At 70.7% G+C, this 26073-nt stretch carries 26 protein-coding genes and 1 pseudogene; 23 read left to right on the plus strand and 4 right to left on the minus strand.

All coding sequences use genetic code 11. From position 1 onward, the window contains the following. A pseudogene (locus ACWDKQ_RS19840) lies at positions 1-520 on the minus strand (hypothetical protein); the annotation flags it as partial. A 78-nt stretch (positions 521-598) separates the two neighbouring features. Between ACWDKQ_RS19840 and ACWDKQ_RS19845 the strand changes: the two are divergent. The 16 genes from ACWDKQ_RS19845 (at position 599) to ACWDKQ_RS19920 (ending at position 16172) form a co-directional block, all read left to right on the plus strand. Then, complete coding sequence (locus ACWDKQ_RS19845; RefSeq protein ID WP_450140214.1) at positions 599-1552, plus strand: tetratricopeptide repeat protein; 954 nt, start codon at positions 599-601, stop codon at positions 1550-1552. Continuing rightward, a complete protein-coding gene (locus ACWDKQ_RS19850; RefSeq protein ID WP_450140215.1) occupies positions 1549-2559 on the plus strand; it encodes an HAD-IIA family hydrolase in 1011 nt (336 codons plus the stop codon). Before ACWDKQ_RS19845 ends, ACWDKQ_RS19850 begins: the two co-directional genes overlap by 4 nt. 96 nt (positions 2560-2655) lie before the next feature. After that, a complete protein-coding gene (locus tag ACWDKQ_RS19855; protein WP_450140216.1) occupies positions 2656-2895 on the plus strand; it encodes a hypothetical protein in 240 nt (79 codons plus the stop codon). Positions 2896-2900: 5 nt separating this feature from the next. Beyond that, the gene (locus ACWDKQ_RS19860) at positions 2901-3740 is read left to right on the plus strand and encodes a TlyA family RNA methyltransferase (RefSeq protein ID WP_450140217.1); all 840 of its coding nucleotides are present in this window, start codon (positions 2901-2903) and stop codon (positions 3738-3740) included. Positions 3741-3750: 10 nt separating this feature from the next. After that, complete coding sequence (locus ACWDKQ_RS19865) at positions 3751-4647, plus strand: NAD kinase (RefSeq protein ID WP_450140218.1); 897 nt, start codon at positions 3751-3753, stop codon at positions 4645-4647. 173 nt (positions 4648-4820) lie between these two features. Next, complete coding sequence (gene recN, locus ACWDKQ_RS19870) at positions 4821-6632, plus strand: DNA repair protein RecN (protein ID WP_450140246.1); 1812 nt, start codon at positions 4821-4823, stop codon at positions 6630-6632. 91 nt (positions 6633-6723) lie between these two features. Continuing rightward, a complete protein-coding gene (gene steA / locus ACWDKQ_RS19875; RefSeq protein WP_450140219.1) occupies positions 6724-7908 on the plus strand; it encodes a putative cytokinetic ring protein SteA in 1185 nt (394 codons plus the stop codon). Continuing rightward, positions 7905-8855, plus strand: a complete 951-nt coding sequence (locus ACWDKQ_RS19880) for a copper transporter (protein WP_450140220.1) — start codon at positions 7905-7907, stop codon at positions 8853-8855. Before steA ends, ACWDKQ_RS19880 begins: the two co-directional genes overlap by 4 nt. A gap of 175 nt (positions 8856-9030) precedes the next feature. Further along, positions 9031-10734 carry a CTP synthase gene (locus ACWDKQ_RS19885; protein ID WP_450140221.1) on the plus strand — a complete coding sequence of 568 codons (1704 nt, stop codon included), beginning with the start codon at positions 9031-9033 and terminating at the stop codon, positions 10732-10734. Positions 10735-10824: 90 nt separating this feature from the next. Further along, the gene (locus tag ACWDKQ_RS19890; RefSeq protein WP_450140222.1) at positions 10825-11496 is read left to right on the plus strand and encodes an NUDIX domain-containing protein; all 672 of its coding nucleotides are present in this window, start codon (positions 10825-10827) and stop codon (positions 11494-11496) included. Further along, positions 11460-12440 carry a site-specific tyrosine recombinase XerD gene (locus ACWDKQ_RS19895; protein ID WP_450140223.1) on the plus strand — a complete coding sequence of 327 codons (981 nt, stop codon included), beginning with the start codon at positions 11460-11462 and terminating at the stop codon, positions 12438-12440. Before ACWDKQ_RS19890 ends, ACWDKQ_RS19895 begins: the two co-directional genes overlap by 37 nt. A 164-nt stretch (positions 12441-12604) precedes the next feature. After that, positions 12605-13546, plus strand: a complete 942-nt coding sequence (locus ACWDKQ_RS19900) for a ParA family protein (RefSeq protein WP_450140224.1) — start codon at positions 12605-12607, stop codon at positions 13544-13546. Beyond that, complete coding sequence (locus ACWDKQ_RS19905) at positions 13543-13893, plus strand: hypothetical protein (RefSeq protein WP_450140225.1); 351 nt, start codon at positions 13543-13545, stop codon at positions 13891-13893. The genes ACWDKQ_RS19900 and ACWDKQ_RS19905 overlap by 4 nt, the downstream gene beginning before the upstream one ends. Further along, positions 13890-14741: a segregation and condensation protein A gene (locus ACWDKQ_RS19910; protein ID WP_450140226.1), complete on the plus strand. Its 852-nt coding sequence runs from the start codon at positions 13890-13892 to the stop codon at positions 14739-14741. Before ACWDKQ_RS19905 ends, ACWDKQ_RS19910 begins: the two co-directional genes overlap by 4 nt. Then, the gene (scpB, locus tag ACWDKQ_RS19915) at positions 14738-15415 is read left to right on the plus strand and encodes an SMC-Scp complex subunit ScpB (protein WP_450140227.1); all 678 of its coding nucleotides are present in this window, start codon (positions 14738-14740) and stop codon (positions 15413-15415) included. Before ACWDKQ_RS19910 ends, scpB begins: the two co-directional genes overlap by 4 nt. Beyond that, positions 15405-16172, plus strand: coding sequence for a pseudouridine synthase (locus ACWDKQ_RS19920; protein WP_450140228.1), 768 nt, complete (start codon positions 15405-15407; stop codon positions 16170-16172). The genes scpB and ACWDKQ_RS19920 overlap by 11 nt, the downstream gene beginning before the upstream one ends. 129 nt (positions 16173-16301) lie before the next feature. Here ACWDKQ_RS19920 and ACWDKQ_RS19925 read toward each other — a convergent pair whose 3' ends face one another. Further along, positions 16302-17477, minus strand: a complete 1176-nt coding sequence (locus ACWDKQ_RS19925; RefSeq protein WP_450140229.1) for a cation:proton antiporter — start codon at positions 17475-17477, stop codon at positions 16302-16304. Between the two features lie 120 nt (positions 17478-17597). After that, positions 17598-18083, minus strand: coding sequence for a cation:proton antiporter regulatory subunit (locus tag ACWDKQ_RS19930; protein WP_450140230.1), 486 nt, complete (start codon positions 18081-18083; stop codon positions 17598-17600). A gap of 146 nt (positions 18084-18229) precedes the next feature. Here ACWDKQ_RS19930 and cmk point away from each other — a divergent pair, with 146 nt between their 5' ends. From cmk to ACWDKQ_RS19965, 7 genes are all read left to right on the plus strand, one after another. Then, a complete protein-coding gene (cmk, locus tag ACWDKQ_RS19935) occupies positions 18230-18964 on the plus strand; it encodes a (d)CMP kinase (RefSeq protein ID WP_450140231.1) in 735 nt (244 codons plus the stop codon). After that, positions 18961-19635 carry a lysophospholipid acyltransferase family protein gene (locus ACWDKQ_RS19940; RefSeq protein ID WP_450140232.1) on the plus strand — a complete coding sequence of 225 codons (675 nt, stop codon included), beginning with the start codon at positions 18961-18963 and terminating at the stop codon, positions 19633-19635. Before cmk ends, ACWDKQ_RS19940 begins: the two co-directional genes overlap by 4 nt. Further along, positions 19632-21062: a ribosome biogenesis GTPase Der gene (gene der / locus ACWDKQ_RS19945; RefSeq protein ID WP_450140233.1), complete on the plus strand. Its 1431-nt coding sequence runs from the start codon at positions 19632-19634 to the stop codon at positions 21060-21062. The genes ACWDKQ_RS19940 and der overlap by 4 nt, the downstream gene beginning before the upstream one ends. A gap of 89 nt (positions 21063-21151) precedes the next feature. After that, positions 21152-21823, plus strand: a complete 672-nt coding sequence (locus ACWDKQ_RS19950; protein WP_450140234.1) for a response regulator — start codon at positions 21152-21154, stop codon at positions 21821-21823. Continuing rightward, a complete protein-coding gene (locus ACWDKQ_RS19955) occupies positions 21820-22905 on the plus strand; it encodes a sensor histidine kinase (protein WP_450140235.1) in 1086 nt (361 codons plus the stop codon). Before ACWDKQ_RS19950 ends, ACWDKQ_RS19955 begins: the two co-directional genes overlap by 4 nt. 78 nt (positions 22906-22983) lie before the next feature. Further along, positions 22984-23349: an aldo/keto reductase gene (locus ACWDKQ_RS19960; protein WP_450140236.1), complete on the plus strand. Its 366-nt coding sequence runs from the start codon at positions 22984-22986 to the stop codon at positions 23347-23349. Continuing rightward, positions 23336-23893, plus strand: a complete 558-nt coding sequence (locus tag ACWDKQ_RS19965; protein ID WP_450140237.1) for an aldo/keto reductase — start codon at positions 23336-23338, stop codon at positions 23891-23893. The genes ACWDKQ_RS19960 and ACWDKQ_RS19965 overlap by 14 nt, the downstream gene beginning before the upstream one ends. Here ACWDKQ_RS19965 and ACWDKQ_RS19970 read toward each other — a convergent pair. Next, the gene (locus tag ACWDKQ_RS19970) at positions 23808-25877 is read right to left on the minus strand and encodes a prolyl oligopeptidase family serine peptidase (RefSeq protein WP_450140238.1); all 2070 of its coding nucleotides are present in this window, start codon (positions 25875-25877) and stop codon (positions 23808-23810) included. The genes ACWDKQ_RS19965 and ACWDKQ_RS19970 overlap by 86 nt on opposite strands. Positions 25878-26073: the final 196 nt, after the last annotated feature.

The following is a 26073-nucleotide window of genomic DNA, read 5'->3' on the forward strand; positions in this document are numbered from 1 at the left end:
CCGTGGCGGTTTCAAACGTGATGACCGTGGTCGTGATGACCGTGGCGGTTTCAAACGTGATGACCGTGGTCGTGATGACCGTGGCGGTTTCAAACGTGATGACCGTGGTCGTGATGACCGTGGCGGTTTCAAACGTGATGACCGTGGTCGTGATGACCGTGGCGGTTTCAAACGCGATGACCGTGGTCGTGATGACCGCAGTCGCGGCGACTTCCGCCGGGATGACCGGCGCGGCGGCTACGGGCGCCGCGACGACCGGCCGGGCAAGCCCCGCTTCGACGACCGCCGGCGGGACGACCGCGGTGGTTTCCGGCGCGATGACCGGCCCCGGCCGCGCGACGACCGGCAGCGGGATGACCGGCCGCGCGACGACCGGCCGCGCGACGACCGGCCGCGTCCGCAGGGCGACAGGTTCGACCGCGACCGCGGCGGCCGCCCGGATCGGGACCGTCGCGGCGGAGACCACCGCGGTGGCGAGCAGCGTGGCGGCGACCGTCGGGGCCGGGGTGGGTTCCGGCACGACTCGCCTCGGGCGGAGTCGCGTGACGAGGCGGCTGTCGAGTCGCCCGCGAAGAGCGAGCCGGAGCTGCCCGAAGGCTTGGAGCCCGGAGATCTGGACATCGAGATCCGCCGTGAGCTGCTGACGCTGCCGAAGGGCTTGGCCGACAAGGTCGCTGTGCACCTCGTGGCCGCCGGTCAGCTGATCGACTCGGAGCCGGAACGGGCCCTGGAACACGCGCGTTACGCACGCCAGCGGGCTCCGCGCATTCCTTCGGTGCGGGAGGCCAACGGCCTCACCGCCTACCTGGTCGGAGAGTGGAACGAGGCGCTTGCGGAGCTGCGCGCCGTCCGGCGCATGGCCGGCGGGCCCGGGCACCTGGCGATGATGGCCGATTGCGAGCGCGCCATGGGGCGGCCGGAGCGCGCGGTGGAGCTCAGCCGCAGCGAGGAAGCCACCCAGCTCGACCAGGAGGACGCGGTCGAACTGCGCATCGTCGCCGCGGGCGCTCGCAGGGACCTCGGCGAGATCGAGGCCTCTGTGGTGAGCCTGCAGACGGCGGAGCTGGACCCGAAGCGCCAGGAGCCGTGGAGCGCTCGCCTGTTCTACGCTTACGCCGACAACCTGCTGGCGGCCGGGCGGGAGCGCGAAGCCTTCACCTGGTTCGTGCACGCGGCACATGCCGATGACGAGGACGAGACCGACGCCGCGGAGCGGCTCGAGGAGCTCGCCGAGAAACTGGGCGGCCCGGACGTGGTCGAGGAGCTCGTAACGGAGGCCGAGGCTGCCGCCGAGATCGACGACGAGGACTTCGACGACGAGGCCGCCGAGCTCGACGACGAGGCCGCCGAGCTCGACGACGACTTCGACGACCTCGACGAGGAGATCGACGACCTCGACGAGGAGATCGACGAGCAGTCGGAAGCCGCGAGCGCTGACTCCGAGAAGGCGGCCGAGACCGAAGAGGTCGACGAAACCTCTGAGGAGGCGTCCAAGTCGGATGTCACCGACGCCGAGGCGAGCAACGCAAAAGGGGACGCGCGAGCGAAGTGAGCGGCACGCTTCTCGATGGCCACGACGTCGTGCTGTTCGACCTCGACGGCACGGTGTTCCGCGGCGGTGAACTCGTTCCTGGTGCGCTGGAGGCGATCCAGGAGGTGCACCGCCGCGGCATCCCGGTCCGCTACGTGACCAACAACGCGTCCAAACCGGATCAGGCGGTCGTCGATCACCTCGTCGGCCTCGGCTTGGACGCGGAGCGGGCTGAGGTGAGCACCAGCGCCCAGGCCGGCGCCGCGATGCTGGCGGAGAAGCTGCCGACCGGTTCGAAGGTGCTCGTGGTCGGTTCGCCGGCGCTGGTGTCCGAAGTGGACAGGGCGGGGCTGGTGCCGGTCACCGAGTTCGCCGACGAGCCGGTCGCGGTCGTGCAGGGCCTCTACACCGAGATCGGGTACCGCGATCTCGCGGAGGCGTGCTTGGCGATCCGCGCGGGCGCGTTGTGGGTTTCGTGCAACGGTGACCGCACCTTGCCGACGGAGCGAGGTCTGGTTCCCGGCAATGGTGCGCTCGTCGCGCTCGTGCAGGCGGCGACCGACCAGGATCCGCTGGTGGCCGGCAAGCCGGAGCGTCCGCTGCTGGACCGCGCGGTCGCCTCCGCTGGTGCCGAGGCGCCGTTGATGGTCGGGGATCGGCTCGACACGGACATCGCGGGCGCGGTCAACGCCGGGATGCCGGTGCTGATGGTGCTGACCGGCGTCAGCACGACGCAGGACCTGCTGGAGGCCACCGACGGCCTCCGTCCCGACTACGTCGGGGCAGACCTCCGGGCGCTGCACCAGTCGCCGAGCGAGGTCGCCATCGGCGAGCAGACGGCGTGGCAGGTCCGCGTCGAAAGCGGCTCGCTGGAACTGGCCGCGCGCGCCGGGGAACTGCCGGGCGACGCGCTGTCGGCGCTCCGCGCGCTGTGCGCCGCTTGGTGGGCCACATCCTCAGGCCCGGTTGCCGTGCGCGGCGCGGACGGACACGCGCAGGACGTGTTGGGGCAGTTGGGCTTGGCCTGACCGATGCATGTCGCGGCGTCGCCGTCGGGGCGTTCCGCTAGCGTGGGCACGTCGCGGCTACAGCGGTCGCGGCGTGATCGATGGGAGCAGGAGCGGATGACCTCTCCGTGGCAGCAGGGGCCGCAAGCGCCGAATCCCGCGATGCTGGCGCGCCCGGGCGACGACGGTCAACCGGCGATCGACGCCATCGCGGCGGCCGTGGCCGAACTCGACGAGGTGCGGGAGTTGCCCGTGGCCGAGCACGTCGGGCGGTTCGAAACGGTGCACACCGCGCTCACCGACGCGCTGTCGAAAGCCGACAACCTCCTCTCCAGCACGAGCGCATACAGGAGCTGACCGTAGTGCCACGCAAGGCGCGGTTGGATGCCGAACTGGTTCGTCGCGGGCTCGCCAGGTCCCGCGAACACGCCACGGAACTGGTTGCCGCGGGCCGGGTGACGGTGCGCGGGATGGTGGCCCGCAAGTCCGCGACCGCGGTCGAGATCGACGCACCTGTGGTGGTCGCCGAGGACGTCGACGATCCAGGTTGGGCATCGCGCGGCGCGCACAAACTGCTGGGGGCGCTGGAGGCGTTCGAGCCCGTGGGGCTGACCGTTGCTGATCGGCGTTGCCTGGACGCGGGCGCGTCCACCGGCGGGTTCACCGATGTGCTGCTGCGCCGGGGCGCGCGCGAGGTGGTGGCCGTCGACGTCGGGTATGGGCAGCTGGTCTGGAAGTTGCAGACCGATGAGCGGGTGCGGATTCACGACCGGACGAACGTGCGGTCGTTGACCCCCGAAGACATCGGCGGCCCGGTGGATCTGGTGGTCGCCGATCTGTCGTTCATCTCGCTGAAGCTGGTGCTGCCGGCACTGCTCGCGTGCGCTTCGCCGGACGCCGATCTGGTGCCGATGATCAAACCGCAGTTCGAGGTGGGCAAGCAGCGGCTAGGCTCGGGTGGCGTGGTACGCGACGCCGCGCTGCGCGCCGAAGCTGTCCTGGAGGTCGTGCGCTTCGCCGCCGAACTCGGCTTGGGCCTGCGCGGCGTCGTGGCCAGCCCGTTGCCCGGTCCGTCCGGCAACGTCGAGTACTTCGCCTGGCTGCGCCCGGGATCGAGCACTGAGGCGGACGCGGCGGAAGCGCTCGTGGTGGACGCGGTGAGGCAGGGGCCGCAAACTTCAGGCAAAGGCTCGCACCGGTGAAGGAGTGCAGTTGAACCGAGAGGTGCTGCTGGTGGTGCACACCGGCAGGCAGCACAATATGCGCACCGCGGAGAAGGTTGCCGGTCAGCTCATCGACGCGGGCCTGCGGGTGCGAGTGCTTGCCGAGGAGGCGCCGGAGCTTAGCTCGGCCTGCTACCTCCAGGTGGTCGAGCCCGGCCCGGAGGCGGCGGTGGGCACCGAACTCGTCCTGGTGCTGGGTGGTGACGGGACCCTGCTGCGTGCCGCGGAGCTCGCGCGGCTGGCCGACGTGCCGGTCTTCGGGGTGAACCTCGGCCGGGTCGGTTTCCTGGCCGGGGCCGATTCCGACGCGCTCGACGAGGCGGTGGCCGCCGTCGTCGAGTCCCGCTACTACGTCGAAGAGCGGATGACCATCGAGGTCACCGCGAAGCTCGACGGCCAGGTCCTGGTCCACACGTGGGCGCTCAACGAGGCGAGCGTGGAGAAGAGCAGCCGGGAGCGGATCCTCGACCTGGTCGTGGAGGTCGACGGCCACCCGGTGTCGGCGTTCGGCTGCGACGGCGTGCTGTGCTCCACCCCGACCGGTTCCACGGCGTACGCGTTCTCCGCTGGTGGCCCGGTTGTGTGGCCGGAGGTGCAGGCGCTGCTGGTCGTGCCGAGCAACGCGCACGCGCTGTTCGCCCGCCCGCTGGTGGTATCGCAGAAGTCGTTGGTGGCGCTGGAGATCGACCAGCACGGCCACCACGCGGTGCTGTTCTGCGACGGGCAGCGCCAGTTCGACCTGCCGCCCGGTGCGCGGGTCGAGGTGGTCGCGGGGGAGACGCCGCTGCGCCTGGTGTGGCTGCACGACACAGCCTTCACGGACCGCCTGGTGCGCAAGTTCGAGCTCCCGGTCCAAGGCTGGCGCGGCCCCGTCAAAGCTGGCTAGCGCCCGGAGGATGCCCATCCGTAAGTCGGGGACCCCGTAGTCCAGGCGGCGACCGCAATTCCCGCAGGGGGCCGCCGCCCGCACCGCTATGCAAACCAACCACGAACTCAATCCTTGTGCTGATCACCCCAGTGGGGATCCGTGGGTCGGGCGATGCCGCTAGGGTGCTTGATGTGTTGGCGGAGATGCGCATCCAGGGACTGGGCGTCATCGACGACGCCACGCTCGCACTGCATGCCGGCCTGACCGTGGTCACCGGTGAGACCGGCGCCGGTAAGACGATGGTGGTCACCGGGCTGCACCTGCTCGGTGGTGGTCGGGCGGATGCCTCGCGGGTCCGGTCCGGTGCGCAGCGTGCCGTCGTGGAGGGCCGGTTCCAGACCACGATCGACTCGCCGGCGGCCAAGGTCGCCGCTGATGCCGGGGCCGAGCCCGACGAGGACGGCAGCCTGATCGCGGTGCGGACGGTGGCGGCCGACGGCCGCTCGCGGGCGCACCTCGGTGGTCGTTCGGTGCCCAACGCCGTGCTGTCCGAGCTGGCGGAACAGGTTCTCGCGGTGCACGGGCAGAACGATCAGCTGCGGCTGCTGCGGTCAGGTGAGCAGCGCGCGGTACTGGACCGATTCGCCGGGGAACCCGTGCTGCACGTGCTCGCCGACTACCAGCGGGTCCGCGCGGAGTGGGCCGACGCGGGGCGGGAACTGACCGAGCGCACCGAACGCTCTCGGGAGTTGGCCCGGGAAGCGGAGCTGCTACGGCACGGCTTGGCCGAGATCGAGGCTGTCGCCCCGGAATCCGGCGAGGATGCCTTGCTGGTCGACGAGGCGCGGCGGCTCGCGGACGTCGACCAGCTCCGGGAGATCGCGACGGGGGCCCACCTGGCGCTCACCGGGTCTGCCGATGGCGACCCGGACGCGCCTGGCGCGATCGGCCTGATCGGGGAGGCCCAGCGGCGCCTCAGGGGCGCCGAGGACCCGGTGCTGCGGGAGCTGGAGCCGCGGGTGGCCGAGGCCGTCGCGGTCCTGGCCGACGTGGGTGGCGAGCTCGGCGGCTACCTGGACCGGTTGGACGCCGACCCGGCCCGGCTGGGGCAGGTTCTGGTCAGGCAGGCGGAGCTGAAGCTGCTGACGAAGAAGTACGCAGCGGACGTCGACGGCGTGCTGGCCTGGGCAGCGGAAGCGCGCAGCCGACTGTCCGGAATGGACACTTCTGAGGAGGCGCTGGCGGCGTTGGCCGTGCGGCGCGACGAGCTTGCTGCCGAGCTCGCCGAACACGCCGTAGCGGTGTCCGAGGCCCGGAAGGATGCCGCCGTTGGGCTCGCCACGGCGGTTTCGGAGGAGCTGGACGGGCTGGCGATGCCGCAGGCGCGGCTGGAGGTCGTGGTCCAGCCGAAGGAGGTCGATCCGGGTGACCCGAACGCGCTGCCTGTGCGGGGCCGTACCCTCCACGCGGGCCCGGAGGGGGTCGACGAGGTCGAACTGCGGCTGATCGCGCATTCCGGTGCCCCGGCGCTGCCGATCCACAAGGGCGCCTCGGGCGGTGAGCTGTCCCGAGTGATGCTGGCGCTGGAGGTCGTGCTCGCCGACGCCGACACGGTGCCGACGCTGGTGTTCGACGAGGTCGACGCTGGGGTCGGCGGCCGGGCCGCGGTGGAGATCGGGCGGCGGCTGGCCCGCCTGGCCCGCACCCACCAGGTCGTGGTCGTCACCCACCTGCCGCAGGTTGCCGCGTACGCCGACCGTCACCTCGTGGTGGACAAGGGCGCCGCCGACGGCGGGTTGACCCGCAGCGACGTGCGGGTGGTCGCCGACGAGCGGCGGGTCGTCGAGCTTGCGCGGATGCTGGCCGGGATGGACTCCACGGAGACCGGCCGGGCTCACGCGGAGGAGCTGCTGGACACCGCGACGGCCTACAAGCTGGCGCAGGCCCGGTTCCGGCGGCGCGGCAAGTCGGCGCCGAAGAAGCGGGAACGCAGCGGGAAGTAGGCCGTTCGGCCCAACAGATTCTGCTGCTGTTGGGGCAGTAGTATCGGCGTGGCGTACCAACAGCAGGTGTTCGATTTGTCACCATCGGTGCATGAAACTCAGCGGTCTGCTTGCCCGTCAGCAGGAAAACCTGCCCGGTGTGGCCGGGATCGCCAGGGTCGAGCGGCGTTCGGGTGATGTGCTGCGCCGGGTCCGGTCCGGCGACATCGCGTTGATCGATCACGCGGACCTGGACCGGCGCACCGCCGAAGCTCTGGTCTCGGCCGGGGTGGTCGGGGTCGTCAACGCCGCTCCTTCGATTTCCGGGCGCTATCCGAACCTCGGTCCCGAAGTGCTGCTGTCAGCCGGCATCGCGCTGGTCGATGGCGCCGGCCCCGAGCTCGTGCACCGGGTCAAGGACGGCGCGAAGATCAGGCTGCACGATGGCGGCGTGTTCGTCGGGGACCGGGAGGTCGGGCGCGGGACGGCGCAGGACGCCAACTCCGTCGCCGACCTGCTCATCGAGGCCAAGGCCGGGATGTCCACGCAGCTGGAGGCGTTCTCGGCGAACACCATCGAGTTCCTGCGCAAGGAGCGGACGCTGATCCTCGACGGTGTCGGCGTGCCCGAGCTGAGCTCGTCGATGGAGGGCCGCCAGGTGCTCGTGGTGGCGCCCGGGTACGGCCACGCCGACGACCTGCAGCGGTTGAAGAAGTACATCCGGGAGTACCGGCCGGTGCTGATCGGGGTGGAGGGAGGCGCCGAGTCGCTGCTCAACGCCGGGCACAAGCCGGACGTCATCGTCGGCGACCCGGACGGCATCGCCACCGCCACCCTTAAGTGCGGCGCGGAACTGGTGATCCCCGCCCACCTCGACGGGCACGCGCCCGGCCTGGAACGCATCCAGGACCTCGGGGTCGGGGCGGTGACGTTCCCCGCGTCGGGGAACCCGGAGGACCTCGCGCTGCTGCTCACCGACGCGCACAAGGCGAGCCTGGTGATCACGGTCGGGTTCCACGCGACGCTGAGCGAATTCCTCGACCGCGGGCGCTCCGGTTCGAACCCGTCGACGTTCCTCACCCGGCTCCGGCTGGGCAGCAAGGTCATCGACGGCGCGGCAGTGGCCACGCTCCAGCGCAGCCGGACGCCGGTCGGGGCCATCATGCTGCTGGTGCTCTCGGTGCTGCTGGTGGCGGTCGTGGCGCTGCTGGTCTCCGGGCTGGGCGCCGCTTTCCTGACCGTGGTCGCGGACACCGGCGACTCCGTTTCCGCTTACCTCGAGGGGCTTTTCACGTGATCTCGTTGCGGTACCACATCGTGTCGATCGCTGCGGTGTTCCTGGCGTTGGCCGTGGGCGTCCTCGTGGGCTCCACGTCGCTCAGCGGCCGCTTGCTGGCGGGCGTGGGCAACGAGAGGCAGTCGTTGCAGGAGCAGGTCGACGCCCTCAACGCCGAGCGGACTGTGCTCAAGGCGCAGGTCGCGGCCGCCGACCGGTTCAACGCGGCGGTCGGGCCGATGACCGTGCACGGCCAGCTGGCGCAGCGCAGCGTCGTGCTGATCACGTCTGCGGACGCATCAGAGCAGCAGCGCGACGCGGTGGCGCAGCTGCTGCGCGCTGCGGGTGCGGACGTCACTGGAGAGGTGCGGCTGGGTCATGCCTTCGCCGACCCGAGCCGGGCGGACCAGCTCAGGGGCGTGGTCACCGAACTGCTGCCCGCCGGTGTGCAGTTGCCCACGGCGGCCGATCCCGGAACCCTGGCCGGTGGCCTGATCGGGCCGCTTGCGCTGCTGGACCCCCAGACCGGCCAGCCGCAGACCGGTGACCAGGAGCGGGCGGCGGCGTTCGCGGGTCTAGCCGGCGGCGGCTTCGCGACCGCTTCGGAGGGCTTGCGGCCCGCGCAGCTCGCCTTGGTGCTCACCGGCGGCCGGATCGAGGGCGACAGCGCGGGGGACAGCGCTGGTGACAGGGCCGCGACGCTGGCCCGCTTCGCGACCCAGGTCGACCGGGCAGGTCAGGGCGCGGTGCTCGCCGGTGGCGCCGGGTCGGCCGACGGGACCGGGCCGGTCGGGGTGGTCCGCGCGGATCCGGCGATGGCGTCGGCGCTGTCCACCGTCGACGACCTGGACAGCAGCCCGGGGCGGGTGGCGGTCGTGCTTGCGCTGCGGGAGCAGGCGGATCGGCAGGCGGGGCACTACGGCGTCGCCGGCAGCGCCCAGGGGCCGGTACCGGCGACTCGCGGGTAGGCCGCCGGATGGCGGTTGACCCGTCCCTGACGGTCCGGACCGGCAGGGACGGGTCTCGGTGCGCGCCCCGATGGTCGTGCGTTAGGCTGGAATTCCGTGGGAGCGACGGATCCAGCCGTCCTGCCAGCGCAGAAATCCAGCCAGGCGACGGCTTGACCACGGGGAGCTTTTGTTGGTGCCGCATGCACGCACGATCAAGCACGTGTTCGTCACGGGGGGCGTGGCCTCCTCGTTGGGTAAGGGGCTCACGGCGTCCAGTCTGGGCGAACTGCTGACCTCCCGCGGTCTGCGGGTGACCATGCAGAAGCTCGACCCCTACCTGAACGTCGATCCGGGAACGATGAACCCGTTCCAGCACGGTGAGGTGTTCGTTACCGAGGACGGTGCCGAGACCGACCTCGACATCGGGCACTACGAGCGGTTCCTGGACCGGGACCTCACCAAGAACGCCAACGTGACGACCGGACAGGTGTACTCGACGGTCATCGCCAAGGAGCGCCGCGGCGAGTACCTGGGCGACACCGTGCAGGTGATTCCGCACATCACCGACCAGATCAAGGCCCGGATCCGGGCGATGGCCGAGCCGGACGAGGACGGCCGCACCCCCGATGTCGTGATCACCGAGGTCGGCGGCACGGTCGGCGACATCGAGTCGCTGCCGTTCCTGGAGGCCTGCCGCCAGGTGCGGCATGACGTCGGCCGGGACAACTGCTTCTTCCTGCACGTTTCGCTGGTGCCGTTCCTGGCGCCCTCGGGCGAGTTGAAGACCAAGCCGACGCAGCACTCGGTGGCGGCGCTGCGCAACATCGGCATCCAGCCCGACGCGCTGGTTTGCCGGGCCGACCGGGACCTGCCGGAGGACCTAAAGCGCAAGATCGCGCTGATGTGCGACGTGGACGTCGACGGCGTCGTGGCCTGCCCGGACGCACCGTCGATCTACGACATCCCGCGCGTGCTGCACGGCGAGGGACTGGACGCCTACCTGGTGCGGCGGCTCGGGCTGCCGTTCCGCGACGTCGACTGGTCGGTGTGGGGCGACCTGCTGGACCGGGTGCACAACCCGTCCGAGCGGGTGCGGATCGCGCTGGTCGGCAAGTACGTCGACCTGCCCGACGCCTACCTGTCGGTCACCGAGGCGCTGCGCGCCGGCGGTTTCGCGCACCGGGCGAAGGTGGAGATCTCCTGGGTCGGCTCGGACAGCTGCGAGAGCGAGGCGGGCGCGGCCCAGGCACTGTCTGGAATGGACGGTGTGCTGATCCCGGGCGGCTTCGGGGTGCGCGGCATCGAGGGAAAGCTCGGCGCGATCCGCTACGCGCGCACCAACGGAATCCCGGTCCTGGGCCTGTGCCTGGGCCTGCAGTGCATGGTCATCGAGACGGCGCGGTCGCTGGCCGGGCTGGAGCGGGCCAACTCCACGGAGTTCGAGGAACCCGCCAAGCACCCGGTGATCAGCACGATGGCCGATCAGCACGATGTGATCTCCGGTGACCGGGACATGGGCGGCACCATGCGGTTGGGCTCCTACCCGGCGAAGCTGCAGGCCGGCTCGATCGTCGCCGAGGCATACGGCTCCACCGAGATCGCCGAGCGACACCGGCACCGCTACGAGGTGAACAACTCCTACCGGGACCGGCTGAGCAAGGCGGGCCTGGTGTTCTCCGGGACCTCCCCGGACGACCGGCTGGTGGAGTTCGTCGAGCTGCCGCGCGAGGTGCACCCGTTCTTCGTGGGCACCCAGGCGCACCCGGAGCTCAAGAGCCGCCCCACCCGCCCGCACCCGCTGTTCGCGGCGTTCGTGAAGGCGGCCCTGAACTACCGCGCCGCGGAGCGGCTGCCCGTGGAGCTGGAGCCCGTCCAGGAACCCGCGCCCAGCGCGTGATCGGCGGATTCGGAGGCTGTTCCCAGGCGCGTTCGGCGTAGCGGTGCCGGTTGCGAGGGCGGACCAAGCGGCTTCGCCACTACGAAGACAATGGCCTCTTCTAGGGTGGGCGGCGTGGACACGACGGACAACGGCGTCGCTCGCACGAACGGCGAGCACGAATTCACCACCCTGGCCAGCAAGGACGTCTACGTGGGCAAGATCCTCGCGTTGCGGGCCGACGAGGTCGGGATGCCCGGCGGCGGGCACGCGCGCCGCGAGGTCGTCGAGCACCTCGGCGCGGTCGCGGTGGTGGCCCTGGACGAGGACGACCAGGTGGTGCTCGTCCACCAGTACCGGTATCCGGTCGGCCGGCGGCTCTGGGAGCTGCCGGCCGGGCTGCTGGACGTGGCGGGGGAGGAGCCGGTGCGCACCGCGCAGCGGGAGCTCGCGGAGGAGGCCGGGATCGCCGCCCGGGACTGGTCGGTGCTGGTCGACGTGGCGACTTCGCCCGGTTTCACCGACGAATGCGTGCGGGTGTTCCTGGGCACCGGATTGTCCGATGTGGACCGTCCGGCGGCGGCCGGGGACGAGGAGGCGGACCTGGTGATCCGGCGCTTCCCGCTCGCCGAAGCGGTGCGGATGGCGCTGGCCGGGGAGATCGTCAACGGTCCCGGGGTGGCGGGACTGCTCGCCGCCCACGCGGTCCGCGAGGGCCAGGTGGAGCCTCGCCCGGCGGATGCCCAATGGCCGGACCGGCCCCAGCGCTTCGCCGCCCGGTGAGGGGTTTCGAGGAGCTGCCGCTGGACCTGCGCGGGGCGATCACCGGGTACCTCGACCACCTTGCCGTCGAGCGCGGCACCGCCCGCAGCACGCTCGACTCCTACGCCAGGGACCTGCGCCGGTATGCCGAATTCCTGGTTGGGGCGGGGATTTCCGGGCTCGGCGAGGTGCGTTCGGTGCACCTGTCCGGGTTTTTGGCGGAGCTCCGGGAAGGCACCGATCAGCGGCCCGCGCTGGCGCCGTCGTCGTCGGCCCGAGCCCTGGTGGCCGCCCGCGGCCTGCACCGCTTCGCGCACGCCGAGGGGCTGCTCCCGGTCGACGTCGCGCGCGATGTCGCGCCGCCGAGCCCGCCGAAGCGGCTGCCGAAGGCGCTTTCCGTCGGCGACGTCGGGAAACTGCTCGATCATGCCGGGGGCGAGGATGCCCGGGGCCTGCGGGACCGGGCGCTGCTGGAAGTGCTGTATTCGACGGGAGCGCGGATCTCCGAAACGGTCGGGTTGGACCTCGACGACATCGACGGCACCAATCGGACCGTGTTGCTGGACGGGAAGGGCGGCCGCCAGCGGCTGGTGCCAATCGGCCGACCGGCGCTGGCGGCGCTGGATGCGTACCTGGTGCGGGCCAGGACCGGCCTGGCCGCGCGCGGGCGCGGTAGTGCCGCGGTGTTCCTGAATTCGCGCGGTACCAGGCTTTCCCGGCAGAGCGCGTGGAACGCGTTGAAGACCGCCGCGCAGCGCGCCGGGATCAACGGCTCGGTTTCGCCGCACGTGCTGCGGCATTCGTTCGCCACGCACCTTGTGGAGGGCGGCGCGGACGTCCGCGTGGTGCAGGAACTGCTGGGCCACGCCTCGGTCACGACGACTCAGGTCTACACCCTGATTACGGTGAACACGCTGCGGGAGGTCTACGCGACGACGCACCCGCGCGCACACGCTACGGAGTGACTTGGCGACGCTGCGAATGCGAGGGGCTGGTGCAGGCGGTAGACGTTGATCACACGCAGATCACAGGGAACTTCCGACACCACGGCGAGGCGCGTTGCCGCTGGTAACGAATGCCACTTAGGCTGCGTTTGATCGCCACCGGCACCAAAAGGAGTCAGATCGCCATGTCGCTGCCGCAGCCCGCTGCCGAAGGGCGGCCCCGGGGCGCGGTCGACCTGAGCATCGCCTCGGAGACGACGGGCCGCGAGGCGGAAGTCGGCCTCGCGCCGAATCCCCGCGACCTTGGTCCCACTGGCCGGCCACGTCGGCACATCCCCGAGCCGCCGCTGCTGGACCGGCACGGTCCCGCAGCGGTGCTCGCGATGTGCAACCAGAAGGGCGGCGTCGGGAAGACCACGTCGACGATCAACCTCGGCGCAGCGTTGGCGGAGTACGGGCGCCGGGTGTTGCTGGTGGATTTCGATCCGCAGGGTGCGCTCTCGGTCGGCCTCGGGGTCCAGCCGCACCAGCTCGACCAGACCATCTACAACGTGATCATGGAACGGCCGGTCGCCATCCACGACGTGGTACGGCGGACCACCGTCGAGGGCATGGACCTGCTGCCCAGCAACATCGACCTGTCCGCGGCCGAGGTGCAGCTGGTCGCGGAGGTGGGCCGGGAGCAGACGCTGAACCGGGTGCTGCAGCCGGCGCTGCCGGAGTACGACTACGTGCTGGTGGACTGCCAGCCGTCGCTGGGGCTGCTGACGGTGAACGCGTTGGCCGCCGCGGACGGCGTGATAATCCCGCTGGAGTGCGAGTTCTTCAGCCTGCGCGGAGTGGCGCTGCTGATCGACACCATCGAGAAGGTGCGGGAGAGGCTTAACCCGAAGCTGGAGATCAGCGGGATCCTGGCGACCATGTTCGACCCGCGCACTCTGCACTCGCGCGAGGTGATGGCGCGCGTCGTCGAGGCGTTCGGCGACATCGTCTTCGATGCGGTGATCAACCGCACAGTGCGGTTCCCGGAGACCACGGTGGCCGGCGAGCCGATCACCCGTTGGGCGCCTCGCTCGGCCGGCGCCCAGGCGTACCGGGAGCTGGCGCGCGAGGTGATCGCCCGATGACGCGTCGGGTCGCCCTGCCAGGAGCGGCCGAACTGTTCCGTACTACTGTGCCTCGCACGGATCACGCGAATCCGCCGGAGCCAGAGCAGGCGGCACCCGCGGCACAGTCCGCGCCGGGCCGGGCGGGCTCGGGACGGCGCAGGCACGATTCGAAGATCACCGTGTACGTGTCCGACGAGGAGTTGCTGGGCTTGGAGCAGGCGCGGCTGGCATTGCGGGCCGACCACGGCATCGCCGTGGACCGGGGCCGCGTGGTGCGCGAAGCGGTTGCCGTGGTGCTAGCCGACCTCGACAACAACGGCGCGGACTCGGTGCTGGTGCGGCGCCTGCAGGAGCCCGGCGAGTGACAGACCCCGCGGTACCGGCGGAGCAGTCGAGCGAGGCCCCCGGCGCAGGCGGCCGGTTCACAGTGCGGCTGGAGAACTTTGAAGGCCCCTTCGACCTGCTGCTGCAACTGATCTCGCAGCACCGGCTGGACGTTACCGAAGTCGCGCTGCACAAGGTCACCGACGAGTTCATCGCCTACACCAGGGCGCTCGGTGAGCGGTGGGACCTGAACGAGACCACCGAGTTCCTGGTGATCGCTGCGACGCTCTTAGACCTGAAGGCGGCCCGGCTGCTGCCCGCCGCGGAGGTCGAGGACGAGGCGGACCTGGCGCTGCTGGAGGCCCGCGACCTGCTCTTCGCGCGGCTGCTGCAGTACCGCGCGTACAAGCAGGTGGCCGCGCTGTTCGGCGAGTTGGAAGCCGGGGCGCTGCGGCGCTATCCGCGTTCGGTGTCGGTCGAGGAGCGGTTCGCGAACCTGCTGCCGGAAGTGGTGATCGGGGTTCCGCCGCAGCGGTTCGCCGAGATCGCGGCCGCGGTGTTCCGGCCGAAGCCACCGCCGACCGTTTCGCTGGACCACATCCACCAGCACGGCGTTTCGGTGCGCGAGCACGCGGCGCTGCTGCGGGTGCGGTTGGCGGAGAAGGGAAGCGCGACGTTCTCGGAGCTGGTGTCGGACTGCGGGCACACCATCGAGGTGGTGGCGCGGTTCCTGGCGCTGCTCGAGCTCTACCGGGAGAAGGTCCTGCTGTTCGAGCAGGAGACCCCGTTGGGCGAGTTGGTCGTGAGCTGGGTGGGCGGGAGCGTGGCGCAGGCGCAGGCCGAAGCCGAGGCGCAGCGCGTCAGGCAGGAAGAAGAGGAGTACGGGTGACGGAGTTGGAGCCGCAGGCCGCGGGCGAGGTCGCGGAGCAGTCGCCGCCGCCCGCTCAGCCGCAGGAGCCGCAGGAGTTGTCCGAAGCCGCGGGGGACTCCGAGGTGGTGGAGACACCGAGCGCGCCGGACCTGACCTCCGATTCGGCGCTGGATGCGGCGCTGGAGGCGTTGCTGCTCGTGGTCGACGTGCCGGCGGGCGAGGAGCTGCTGGCCGACACCCTGGAGCAGCCGGTGGCCCGGATCCGGTCTGCGCTGCGGCGGCTCTCGGACGGCTACGCCGAGGTGGAACGGGGCGTTGACCTGCGGCGGGTCGGCGACGGCTGGCGGTTCTACACGCGGGAGAAGTACGCGCCGTACGTGGAGCGGTTCCTGCTGGACGGGCAGCGTTCGAAGCTGACGCGTGCCGCGCTGGAGACCCTCGCGGTGATCGCGTACCGGCAGCCGGTGACGCGTTCGCGGGTCGCGGCAGTACGGGGTGTGAACGTCGACGGCGTCATCCGTACCCTGGTAGGGCGCGGCCTTATCGAAGAGGCCGGAACCGACCCGGAGACGGGCGGCATCCTCTACTGCACGACCGAGCTGTTCCTGGAGCGGCTTGGCCTGTCGTCGTTGAAGGAGTTGCCGCCGCTCGCCCCCTTGTTGCCCGAAGTGGATTCGATTGATGAAGTCTGAGCACCGTTCCCCGTCCAGCAGCACTGCCAACTCGGAAGGCGTGCGGCTGCAGAAAGTGTTGTCCCAGGCCGGGGTGGCCTCGCGGCGCGCGGCCGAGGAGATGATCGTCGAGGGGCGGATCGAGGTCGACGGCGAAGTCGTCACCGAGCTGGGGCGTCGGGTCGACCCGACGACCGCGGTGGTCCACGTGGACGGCAACCGGGTGATGGTCAACGACGATCTGACGCACCTGCTGCTGAACAAGCCGCGCGGCATCCTGTGCACCATGTCGGACGACAAGGGGCGTCCGTGCATCGGTGATTATCTGCGGGAACGGCAGGGCAAGCTGTTTCACGTGGGGCGGCTGGACCAGGACACCGAGGGCCTGCTGCTGATCACCAACGATGGCGAGCTGGCGAACCGGCTGATGCACCCGTCGTACAAGGTGCGCAAGACGTACCTGGCAGAGGTGCTGGGGGCGATCCCGAAGGACCTCGGGCAGCAGCTGAGCAAGGGCGTGAAGCTGGAGGACGGTCTGGTCAAGGTGGACCGGTTCAAGCTGGTCGACATGAACCAGAACCGGTCGCTGGTGGAGATCGTGTTGCACGAGGGCCGCAACCGCATCGTGCGGCGGCTGCTCAAGCACGTCGGTTACCCGGTGCAGCGCCTGGTGCGGACGCGGATCGGTGATGTGCGTCTGACCAGCGAGCGCCCGGGCGCGATCCGGCCGTTGAACGGCCAGGAGATCGGCTCGCTCTACCGCGCGGTCGGCCTCTGAGGCTTTCGCACGCCGGTGTTTGCCGGACCCGCCTGCGATGTCCGCGTCAATTACTTCAGTGTGAGTGAAATTTAATCTCGAAAGGGAGCCTCCGGCCAGTCCGTTCGAGACAGCCGGAGGCTTTTCCGGTCAGACCTTCTTCGCCTGGCTGGGGAGGAACATCCGGGCCACCGGCTCGACGACGCGGGCCGCGACCGGGCCGAGGATCGCCATCAGCAGCACGTAAGCGGTCGCGAGGGCAGCGAGCTCGCCCGGCACCGCGCCGGAGGCGACGGCCAGCCCGGCGATCACGATGGAAAATTCGCCGCGCGCCACCAGCGCGGCACCGGCCCGCAGCCGACCCATCCGGCCGACGCCCTGCATCCGGGCGGCGAACCAGCCGGTGAGCACCTTCGTCGCGCAGGTCGCCACCGCCAGCAGCAGCGCCACCGGCAGCACCGGCGGGATCTGGCTCGGATCGGTGTTTAGGCCGAACACGACGAAGAACAGCGCGGCGAACAGGTCACGCAACGGCTCCAGCATGCGGGTCGCGTTCGCCGCGGTCGACCCGGAGATCGCGATGCCCAGCAGGAACGAGCCGACCGCCGCCGAGACCTGCAGCTCCGAGGCGATCCCCGCGACGAGCAGTGCCGCACCCAGCAGGCGCAGCAGGAAGACCTCCGGGTCGGGGCTGTCGACCAGCGCGGACACGTACTTGCCGAAGCGTAGCGCGACCACCAGCACCAGCGTGATCACGACCAGCGACACCCCGACCGCGGTCAGGCCGCCGAGGAAGCTGACCCCGGCCAGCACGGCAGTCAGGATCGGCAGGTAGACGGCCATCGCCAGGTCCTCGAAGACCAGGATCGACAGGATCACCGGCGTCTCCCGGTTGCCGAGCCGCCCCAGGTCTCCGAGCACCTTCGCGACGATGCCGGAGGATGAGATGTAAGTGACGCCGGCCATGGTGAACGCGCCGAGCGGACCCCAACCCAGCAGCAGGGCCACCAGCGCACCGGGTACGGCGTTGAGCACGATGTCGATGACACCGGCCAGCCAGGAGCGGCGTAAGCCGGTGACGAGTTCACCCGCGGAGTACTCCAGGCCCAGCAGTAACAGCAGCAGGACCACGCCGATTTCGGAGGCGAGGTGGGTGAACGGTTCAATACCGTGCAGAGGGATCAGGCCACCGGTGCCGAAGGCCAGCCCGCCGATCAGGTAGAGCGGGATCGGTGACACCCCGATTTTCCATGCGAGTCTCCCGAGGATGCCCAGACCGAAGAAAACCGCACCCAGTTCTATTAGGGAGATCGCCGTGTCGTGCACCGTGTTTCCTCTCGCGTGTGCCCTGTGTATGGAGTTGTTAGGGGATCGGCACGCGCTGGACCGCCGTTGGTGACGCGTGTCCCGGTCAGGTGGCCGGGAAAGTGTTGGGGACGGGCCGGATCAGCAGCCCTTTTCCAGGATTTCGCTGGCTGCGCGCAGCCCCTTCGCGGTGCCCACGACCACCACCAGGTCGCCAGCGGAGAACTGGAAGTCCGGCCGTGGTGAGGGGTGCACGGTGCCGTCCCGGACGACCGCGACGATCGACACGGAGGTGCGGGTGCGCATCTCCGTGTCGCCGAGGGTTCGGCCGGCGTAGGGGGAGCCCGGGCCGACGGACAGCTGCCAGGTGGTGATCCCGGCGACCTCGCTCTGCTGCTCGTTGAGCTGGGCGACCAACTGCGGGGCGCCCAGCAGATTGGCCAGCGTGCTGGTCTCGGCGGTGGTCAGGGCGACCGAGGCGGCCACCTTGTCCGGCTCCTCGTGGTCGGAGACGATCAGCTCGAACCGGCCGTCCCGGTAGGTGATCACGCCGATGCGGTGGCCTGATCGGGTGGTGAAGTCCTGCTGCATGCCGAGCCCCGGCAAGGGAGTCACAGTTACATCCACTCCATGACCTTATTAGTAGAACTTTCGTATTTGTCCCGCGGTCCGGATGGAATTGGATGCGATTGGGATCCGCAGGGGCGGGCCAGGCAGAATGGACGGTTGGTCCGGCCGGGTGTCGGGCCGATCGGTTCCGGCTCGGGAAGGACATGCACGTGGCACACGCCAGGCTCCGCGGTGTGGTGGCGCTCGACGGCCCTTCGGGCACCGGCAAGTCGACGGTGTCCCGCAAGTTGGCGTCCGCGTTGGGGGCTACCTACCTCGACACCGGCGCGATGTATCGCGCCGCGACGCTGGCGGTGCTGCGCGCCGAGGTCGAACCGTCGGGAGATCCGGCCGCGGTGGCAGGTGTGGTGCGCGCAGCGCGGCTGACGGTGGGCACCGATCCGGAGGGCCCTGAGATCTTCCTGGACGGCTCGGACGTGGGGCGGGAGATCCGCGGGCCGGAGGTGACCGGCGCGGTGTCGGCGGTGTCGGCGGTCGAAGAGGTCCGGGAGCAGTTGGTCGCCCACCAGCGGAAGCTGATCGGCGAGGCGCTGGTGTCGCCAGGCGGCATCGTCGTCGAGGGGCGCGACATCGGCACCGTGGTGGCCCCGGATGCGGGCTTGAAGGTCTACCTGACGGCGTCCGCGCACGCCCGCGCGCAGCGCCGCACGGCGCAGGACGTTTCCGAGGGACGGGCCGGTGACCTGGACCGGACCCATGCCGACGTGCAGCGCCGGGATGCGCTGGACTCCGGGCGGAAGGTGGCGCCGCTGCGCAAGGCCGACGACGCGGTGGAGCTCGACACCACGGATCTGGGCGTGGTGGAGGTGCTCGCGCAGTTGCACAAGCACGTGGTCAGCCGTGGCCTGCTGGTCGCGGCGGAGCGGACGACACCATGAGCGACGAGACCCTGCCCGAGGGCGCGTCCGGTGGAACGCACCGGTTCGGCCAGTGGATTTCGCGGCGGATCGTGCGGCTGCCGTACCGGGTGCGGATCCACGGCGCGGCGCGGATCCCCCGCACCGGCCCGGTGGTGCTGGTGGCCAACCACAGTTCGATGGTGGACGGGCCGCTGCTGTTCGGAATGATCCCGCGCAACGCGGTGTTCCTGATCAAGCAGGAGATGTTCCGCGGTGCGCTGGGCTGGTTCCTGCGCCGCATCGGGCAGATCGGGGTGCGTCGCGGTGAGCCGGACCGCACCCCGCTGCTGGCGGCGGTGCGGGTGCTGCGGGCCGGTGGTCTCGTCGGGGTGTTCCCGGAGGGCACCCGGGGCGATGGCGATGTGACCAGCGCACAGCACGGTGCGGCGTGGTTGGCACGGGCGTCGGAGGCGCTGATCCTGCCGGTGGCCTGCCGGGGCACGCGCCGCCCGGACGGCTCGGGCCGTAGGCTGCTGCCCAGGATCGACGTGTTGTTCGGGGAACCGATCGCGTTGCCGGCGGGCAAGGGCCGCGCCGGGCTGGTCGTGGCGACCGAGGCGGTGCGCACCGAACTGGTCGAGCTGATCGCCGAGCTGGATCGGCTGGTCGCGGACCAGAACCAAGACTATTCGAGAGGGAAACGACCGTGACCGACGAGTCGGTGGAAGGCCTGGACGGCACGTGGTCCGACGAGGCCGAATGGGCCGAGTTCGACGATGTTGAAGCGGTCGAGGGCGAGGAGCCGCCGAAGCCGCAGCCGGTGCTGGCCGTGGTCGGCCGTCCCAACGTGGGCAAGTCGACGCTGGTGAACCGGCTGCTCGGCCGTCGGGAAGCCGTCGTGCAGGACACCCCCGGTGTCACGCGGGACCGGGTGGCCTACGACGCGTTGTGGAACGGGCGCCGCTTCACGGTGGTCGACACCGGTGGCTGGGAGCCGGACGCGAAGGGGCTGCAGGCGTCGGTGGCCGCGCAGGCAGAGCTGGCGATGCACACCGCCGATGCGGTGCTGCTGGTGGTGGACGCCCGGGTCGGCGCCACCGAGACCGAGGAAGCCGTGGCCAGGGTGCTGCGCCGGTCCAAGCGGCCGGTGCTGCTGGCCGCCAACAAGGTCGACGATCAGCGCCTCGTCTCGGACGTTCATTCGCTGTGGTCGCTGGGTCTGGGCGAGCCGATGCCGGTCAGCGCGCTGCACGGGAGTGGCTCCGGTGACCTGCTGGACGCCGTGCTGGAGGTGTTCCCGGAGACGCCACGCGAGATCTTCGGCGCGACCGGTGGGCCGCGGCGGGTGGCGTTGGTCGGCAAGCCGAACGTGGGCAAGTCGAGCCTGCTCAACAAACTGACCGGGGAAGAGCGGTCGGTGGTGCACGACGTCGCGGGCACCACGGTGGACCCGGTGGACTCGCTGGTGGAGGTGGACGGCGAGGTGTGGCGGTTCGTCGACACCGCCGGGCTGCGCAAGCGCGTGAAGACCGCTAGCGGAACCGAGTACTACGCGTCGCTGCGCACCAAGGCTGCGATCGAGGCGGCCGAGGTGGCGATCGTGCTCATCGACGGCTCCGAGCCGTTGAGCGAGCAGGACCTGCGGGTGATCACCATGGTCGTGGAGGCCGGTCGGGCGCTGGTGATCGCCTACAACAAGTGGGACCTGGTCGACGAGGACCGCCGCCACCAGTTGGAGAAGGAGATCGACCGCGAGCTGGTGCGGGTCCGGTGGGCCGAGCGGGTCAACGTGTCGGCGAAGACCGGTCGGGCGGTGGCGAAGCTGGCCCCGACGCTGCGCACGGCGCTGGATTCGTGGGACACCCGGATTCCCACCGGCCGGTTGAACGGTTGGCTTTCCGATCTGGTCGCGGCCAACCCACCGCCGGTGCGGGGCGGCAAGCAGCCGAAGATCCTGTTCGCCACGCAGGCGCAGTCGCGGCCGCCGACGATCGTGCTGTTCACCACCGGGTTCCTGGAGGCCGGGTACCGGCGGTTCCTGGAGCGCAAGTTCCGGGAGACGTTCGGGTTCGTGGGTAGCCCGGTGCGGATCTCGGTGCGGGTGCGGGAGCGGAAGGCCAAGGGCGGGCGCCGCTGATCACAATGCGCTCGGGTGGCGTGTGCGCTGCGCCTACGCGGCCCCGCTAGTCTGCTGGCGACCCTCGGAACAGGGGAGGTGGCCGAGAGGTGCGGGCTGAGGACGGCGGGGGGCCGATCCGCGTTTTGCTTGCCGATGACGAGGCGATGCTGCGGCGTGGCCTGCGGGTGCTGTTGGAGGGCGACGGCTCGATCCAGGTGGTCGCTGAGGCGGGCAACGGGGACGAGTTGCTGGCTGCGGTGCGCGCGTACCGCGTCGACGTCGCCCTCATCGACGTGCAGATGCCGGGCAAGGACGGGCTGACGGCGTTGCGGGACTTGGTGGCGTTGGCGAATCCGCCGGTGTCGGCGGTGCTGACGACGTTCGACCTGGACGACTACGTGGCCGATGCCCTGCGGTTCGGGGCGCACGGGTTCCTGCTCAAGGACGCCGAGCCCGCGGTGCTGGTTCGGGCGGTGCACGATCTGGCGGCCGGTGGGGCGGTGCTGGATCCGCGGATCACTGCGCGGTTGTTGCCCAGGTTCCGCCGGCTGTCCGATAACACGCACGAGACGCAGCTGGTGCGGGCGTTGTCCGGGCGTGAGCGGCAGGTGCTCCAGTTGTTGGCGGATGGTCGGTCCAACGCCGACATCGGGGTCAGGCTCGGGCTGACCGAGGCGACGGTCAAGAGCTACGTGTCGACGGTGTTGAGCAAGCTCGGCGCGCAGAACCGGGTGCAGGCCGCGTTGATCGCGCAGCGCGTGGCGGGCGGCTTCCGGTGAGTTCGGTGCGCTGGTCCCGGCTCGGCGTCGAGGTGCTGGTCGTCGGGCTTCCGGCGGCCGCTGTGCTGGCCGCGCCCGACCCGTTCAGCAAGGCGACGGTGGCCGCTTTGGTGGCTTCGGCGCTGCTGCCGTTGCGGCGGTGGCCGCGGATCACGGTGCTGCTGTGCATGCCAGCGTTGGCCGGTGGTTTGGGTTGGGCGCCGACGGTCGTGGCGTTGTACGCGTTGGGGCGCGCGCAGCCGCGGATCCGGACGTTGGTCGGCTGGGTGTTGCTGACCGCGGCGATCGCCGCGACGCCGGTGATGATCATGCAGTCGCTGGGGGTCGGGTCGATCATTCTGACCGTGGCATTCGTGCTGCTGGCGGCAGGCGCGCCGACGGCGTTGGGGGCGCTGGTGGCGTTGCGGAAGCAGCTGGCAGACAGCCTGCGGAGGCTGGAGGCGGCCACCGAGGCGGAGTTGCAGGCGAAGGCTGAGACGGCGCGCGCGGAGGAGCGGGCCCGGATCGCGCGGGAGATCCACGACGCGGTGGGGCATCACGTGACCTTGATCGCGGTCGAGTCGGCGGCGTTGGCGGCCACCACCGAGGATGCCGGTGCGCAGGAGACCGCCGGGCGGCTGCGGGGGTTGGCGAAGCAGGCGCTGGACGAGATGCGCGCGACGTTGGGGCTCGGCACGCCCGGGCCGCAGGCCGGGTTGAGCACGATCCCGGACCTGGTCGTGCGGGCGCGCGCCGCCGGTGTGGATGTGGAGCTTTCCTCCGAGATCGGTGACCCGCACGCGGTGCTGCCCGCGGTGGAACGCGCGGCTTACCGGGTGGTCCAGGAGGCATTGACGAATGCTTCGAAGCACGCGCCCGGTGCTGAAATCAAGGTGCGGCTGGTGCTCCGCGAGGGCTCGCTGCACGTCGCCGTCACCAACGGTGCCCCCGACCGGCAGGGACCAGTCGTCGAGGTCGGCAGCGGCGGGTCCGGACTGGCCGGCCTGTTGGAGCGGGTGCAGATGGCCGGTGGGCGGTTGGCCGCCGGGCCGTCCGAGGACGGTGGCTTCGAGCTGGTGGCCGTGCTGCCGCAGCAGCGCTGACTGCAACGGAGTGTGCATGCGAGGCCTTCAACTGCGCGGTGGGCAGGAATTGCCGGTGCTGGGGCAGGCACCTGGGGCATGGGGGAGCGGCGTTGGCAGCGTGCGGCGGAGGTCGCCGCGTTGCGGCGTGGCCTGGATCTCGGCCTGGGGCTGATCGACACCGCCGAGATGTACGGCAGCGGGGGCGCCGAGGAGGTCGTCGGTGCCTCGATCGCTGGGCGCCGCGACGAGGTTTTCCTGGTCAGCAAGGTGTATCCGCACAACGCTGGCCGGCGTGGCGCCGTCGAGGCGTGCGAGCGCAGTCTGCGGCGGTTGGGCACCGATCATTTGGACCTCTACCTGCTGCACTGGCGCGGTAGCACCCCGTTGGCGCCAGACGCTGGACGCGTTCGAGCAGCTGCGTGCCGACGGCAAGATCCGGGATTTCGGGGTGAGCAACTTTGATCCCGAGGACATGGCTGAGTTGTTCACGAGCGAGCTCGGTCGGCAGGCCGCCACGAACCAGGTGCTCTACAACCTCACGCGGCGCGGCATCGAGCTCGACCTGCTGCCGCGGTGCCGTCAGCAGGGGTTGCCGGTGATGGCGTACTCGCCGATCGAGCAGGGGCGGCTGGTGGGCGAGCCGGTGTTGCGGCGGGTCGCCGAGCGGCACTCGGTGACCCCGGCGCAGGTCGCGATCGCCTGGGTGCTGGCGCAGGACGGGGTGTGCGCGATCCCGAAGGCGGCCACCGAGGCGCACGTCGAGGAGAACAGGGCGGCGTTGGACATCGAACTGTCGGCGGCCGATCTCGCGGAGCTCGACGCGGGCTTCCCGGCACCGCCGCGCCCGGTTCCGCTGGAGATCCTCTGGTGCCTGCTCGGCGGTGCGGGACTCGGTCCGCACCGCCGAGCAGGGCTTTCCGTCAGCGCGCCAGCGACTTGCGCAGGAAGTCCACCTGGAGCAGCAGGAGGTTCTCGGTGGTGGTCTCCTCGGTCGGCATGTGGCTGACGCCCGGTAGCGGGAGCACGTTGTGCGGACGGGCCCATGCGGTCAGCGCGGCGGACAGCCGCAGCGCGTGGGCCAGGACGACGTTGTCGTCCACGGTGCCGTGCACGATCAGCATCGGGCGTGTCAGGTTGCCGGCGTCCGCGAGCAGCGAGTTCTTCAGGTAGACGTCGGGGACTTCGTTGGGGTCGCCCAAGTAGCGCTCGGTGTAGTGGGTGTCGTACAGCCGCCAGTCGACCACCCCGGCACCAACGACCGCGGCGTGGAAGACGTCCGGGCGGCGCAGCACGGCCAGCGCAGCGAGGTAGCCGCCGAAGGACCAGCCGCGGATGGCGACCCGGCCGAGGTCGAGTTCGGGGTGTTGTTCGGCGGCCGCGTGCAGGGCGTCGACCTGGTCCTGCAGCGGCGGGCCTGCTAGGTCGCCGGCGACGGCTCGGTCCCATTCGGGGCCTCGCCCGCCCGTTCCGCGGCCGTCGGTGACCAGCACCGCGAAACCCTGGTCGGCGAACCACTGCGACGTCAGATAGCCCTGCTGGCGGGAGAGGACGCGTTGCGCGTGCGGCCCGCCGTAGGGGTCCAGCAGCACCGGCAGCGGGCCGTCGGCCGGGTCGTAGCCGCCCGGCAGCAACAGGGCGCTGCACAGCTCGCGGTCGCCGAGGCTGAGCAGTTCGACGTTGAGCTTCATCTCGGGGTCGTCGGCGTGGTTGCCGATCTCGGCGATTTCCTGCTCACCGCGGTGCACGCGGACCCGGGTGCGGGGCTCGTCCAGCGTGGACGCGGCGACGACCAGCACATCACCGGTGCGGGTTCCGATGTGGACACCGGGCTGACGGGTGACCTGCCGGGCACCGTCGGCGGTGACGCGGTAGAGGTGCAGCTGGGTCGGGTCCTGCTCCGAGGCGGAGATCAGGATGTCCTCCTCGCCGATGTCGAGGACGGCCCGCACCTGCAGGGGCGCGGCGGTCCACGGTTGGTCGCCGACGACCAGCCGGTACGCGCCGTTGTCGGCGCTGATGCGCACCAGGTCGCCGTTCGGGGTCCAGGCGGGCCAGCCGGGCTTGATCTCCACCCAGTGCGGGTCGGTGTCGCGGTGCACCTCGGTAGTCCGGCCGGTCGCCGGGTCGAAGGCCAGGACGAGTTGGGTGCGCTGGTCGCGGGTTTCCACGGCGATCAGCGGCCGGCCGTGCCGGGACCAGTGCGCGGTGACGAGGTAGGGGAAGGCCTTGCGGTCCCAGTCGACGTCCACCCGGTTGCCGTCGAGGTCGAAGACGGCCAGGGACACGTCCGCGTTGGCTGTGCCCGCGGCCGGGTAGCGCATGGCCGTCGGCTTGCTAAGCGGAGCGGACGGGTCGGCGATGTACATGTGCTGTACCGGGGATTCGTCCACGCGGGCCGCCAGCAGCCGCGAACCGTCCGGTGACCACCAGTATCCGCGGTGGCGGTCCATTTCTTCGGCTGCGATGAACTCCGCCGCGCCCCAGGTGATGTCGGCGCCGTCGGGTTCGGCCAGGGCTCGGTCAGCGGAACCGTCCACATCGATCACCCGCAGCTCGCCGCCGGAGAGGTAGGCCACCCGGTTCCCGTCGGGATCGGGCCTGGGGTCGGCCACCGGCTGCTGCGCCGGCAGTTCGCGGGCGTCGCCGGTCGCGACGTCGACCACGAACAACCGACCCGAGATGGTGAAGGCAGCGAGGTGCCCGTCGCGGTCGGTGGCGTAACCGGTGATGCCCAGTGCCCGCTCCCGGGCTCGTTCCCGGCGGGCCTGCTCCTCGGGTGAGACCTCGTCGTCGGTGCGGAGCGCGGACGGGTCGGCGAGCATCCGCTCCTGGCCGGTTTCGGTGTCGAGGGACCACAAGGCGTTGCTGCGTTCGGTGCCGCCCGCTGAGCGAAGGAAGAGCACGGAGGCACCGGCGGTGAAGGTCCGCGGCGCGCCCAGGGTGAAGCCTTGGGTGCGGGCGTTGCGGCGGGGGAACGACGCTGACGGCATGCAGCCAGCCTGCCATTTCCGCCGGGCATTTGCGCGCTCGGGTGGGGGTGCGGCGAAAAGCCGCCACGGGTGGATTATTCGTCCGTGTGTCGGCAGGGGTGTCGCGTGGCCCGAATCCTACTGTCGACGCCGATTCGTTTTGGCCCACAGCGGCTTCCCGTTCTGCGGGGGTCGACCGACCTGGGATGAGACCTGC

The organism is Saccharopolyspora sp. NPDC000995 (genome assembly GCF_053599315.1).

Bases quoted from the DNA above. Each gene is read 5' to 3' on its own strand.
- steA (WP_450140219.1), top strand. From the start codon at position 6,724: ATGAAACTCAGCGGTCTGCTTGCCCGTCAGCAGGAAAACCTGCCCGGT.
- ACWDKQ_RS19920 (WP_450140228.1), top strand. From the start codon at position 15,405: ATGAAGTCTGAGCACCGTTCCCCGTCCAGCAGCACTGCCAACTCGGAA.
- ACWDKQ_RS19890 (WP_450140222.1), top strand. From the start codon at position 10,825: ATGGCCTCTTCTAGGGTGGGCGGCGTGGACACGACGGACAACGGCGTC.
- ACWDKQ_RS19940 (WP_450140232.1), top strand. From the start codon at position 18,961: ATGAGCGACGAGACCCTGCCCGAGGGCGCGTCCGGTGGAACGCACCGG.
- ACWDKQ_RS19960 (WP_450140236.1), top strand. From the start codon at position 22,984: ATGGGGGAGCGGCGTTGGCAGCGTGCGGCGGAGGTCGCCGCGTTGCGG.
- ACWDKQ_RS19895 (WP_450140223.1), top strand. From the start codon at position 11,460: ATGGCCGGACCGGCCCCAGCGCTTCGCCGCCCGGTGAGGGGTTTCGAG.
- ACWDKQ_RS19900 (WP_450140224.1), top strand. From the start codon at position 12,605: ATGTCGCTGCCGCAGCCCGCTGCCGAAGGGCGGCCCCGGGGCGCGGTC.
- ACWDKQ_RS19905 (WP_450140225.1), top strand. From the start codon at position 13,543: ATGACGCGTCGGGTCGCCCTGCCAGGAGCGGCCGAACTGTTCCGTACT.
- cmk (WP_450140231.1), top strand. From the start codon at position 18,230: ATGCACGTGGCACACGCCAGGCTCCGCGGTGTGGTGGCGCTCGACGGC.
- ACWDKQ_RS19970 (WP_450140238.1), bottom strand. From the start codon at position 25,877: ATGCCGTCAGCGTCGTTCCCCCGCCGCAACGCCCGCACCCAAGGCTTC.
- ACWDKQ_RS19855 (WP_450140216.1), top strand. From the start codon at position 2,656: ATGACCTCTCCGTGGCAGCAGGGGCCGCAAGCGCCGAATCCCGCGATG.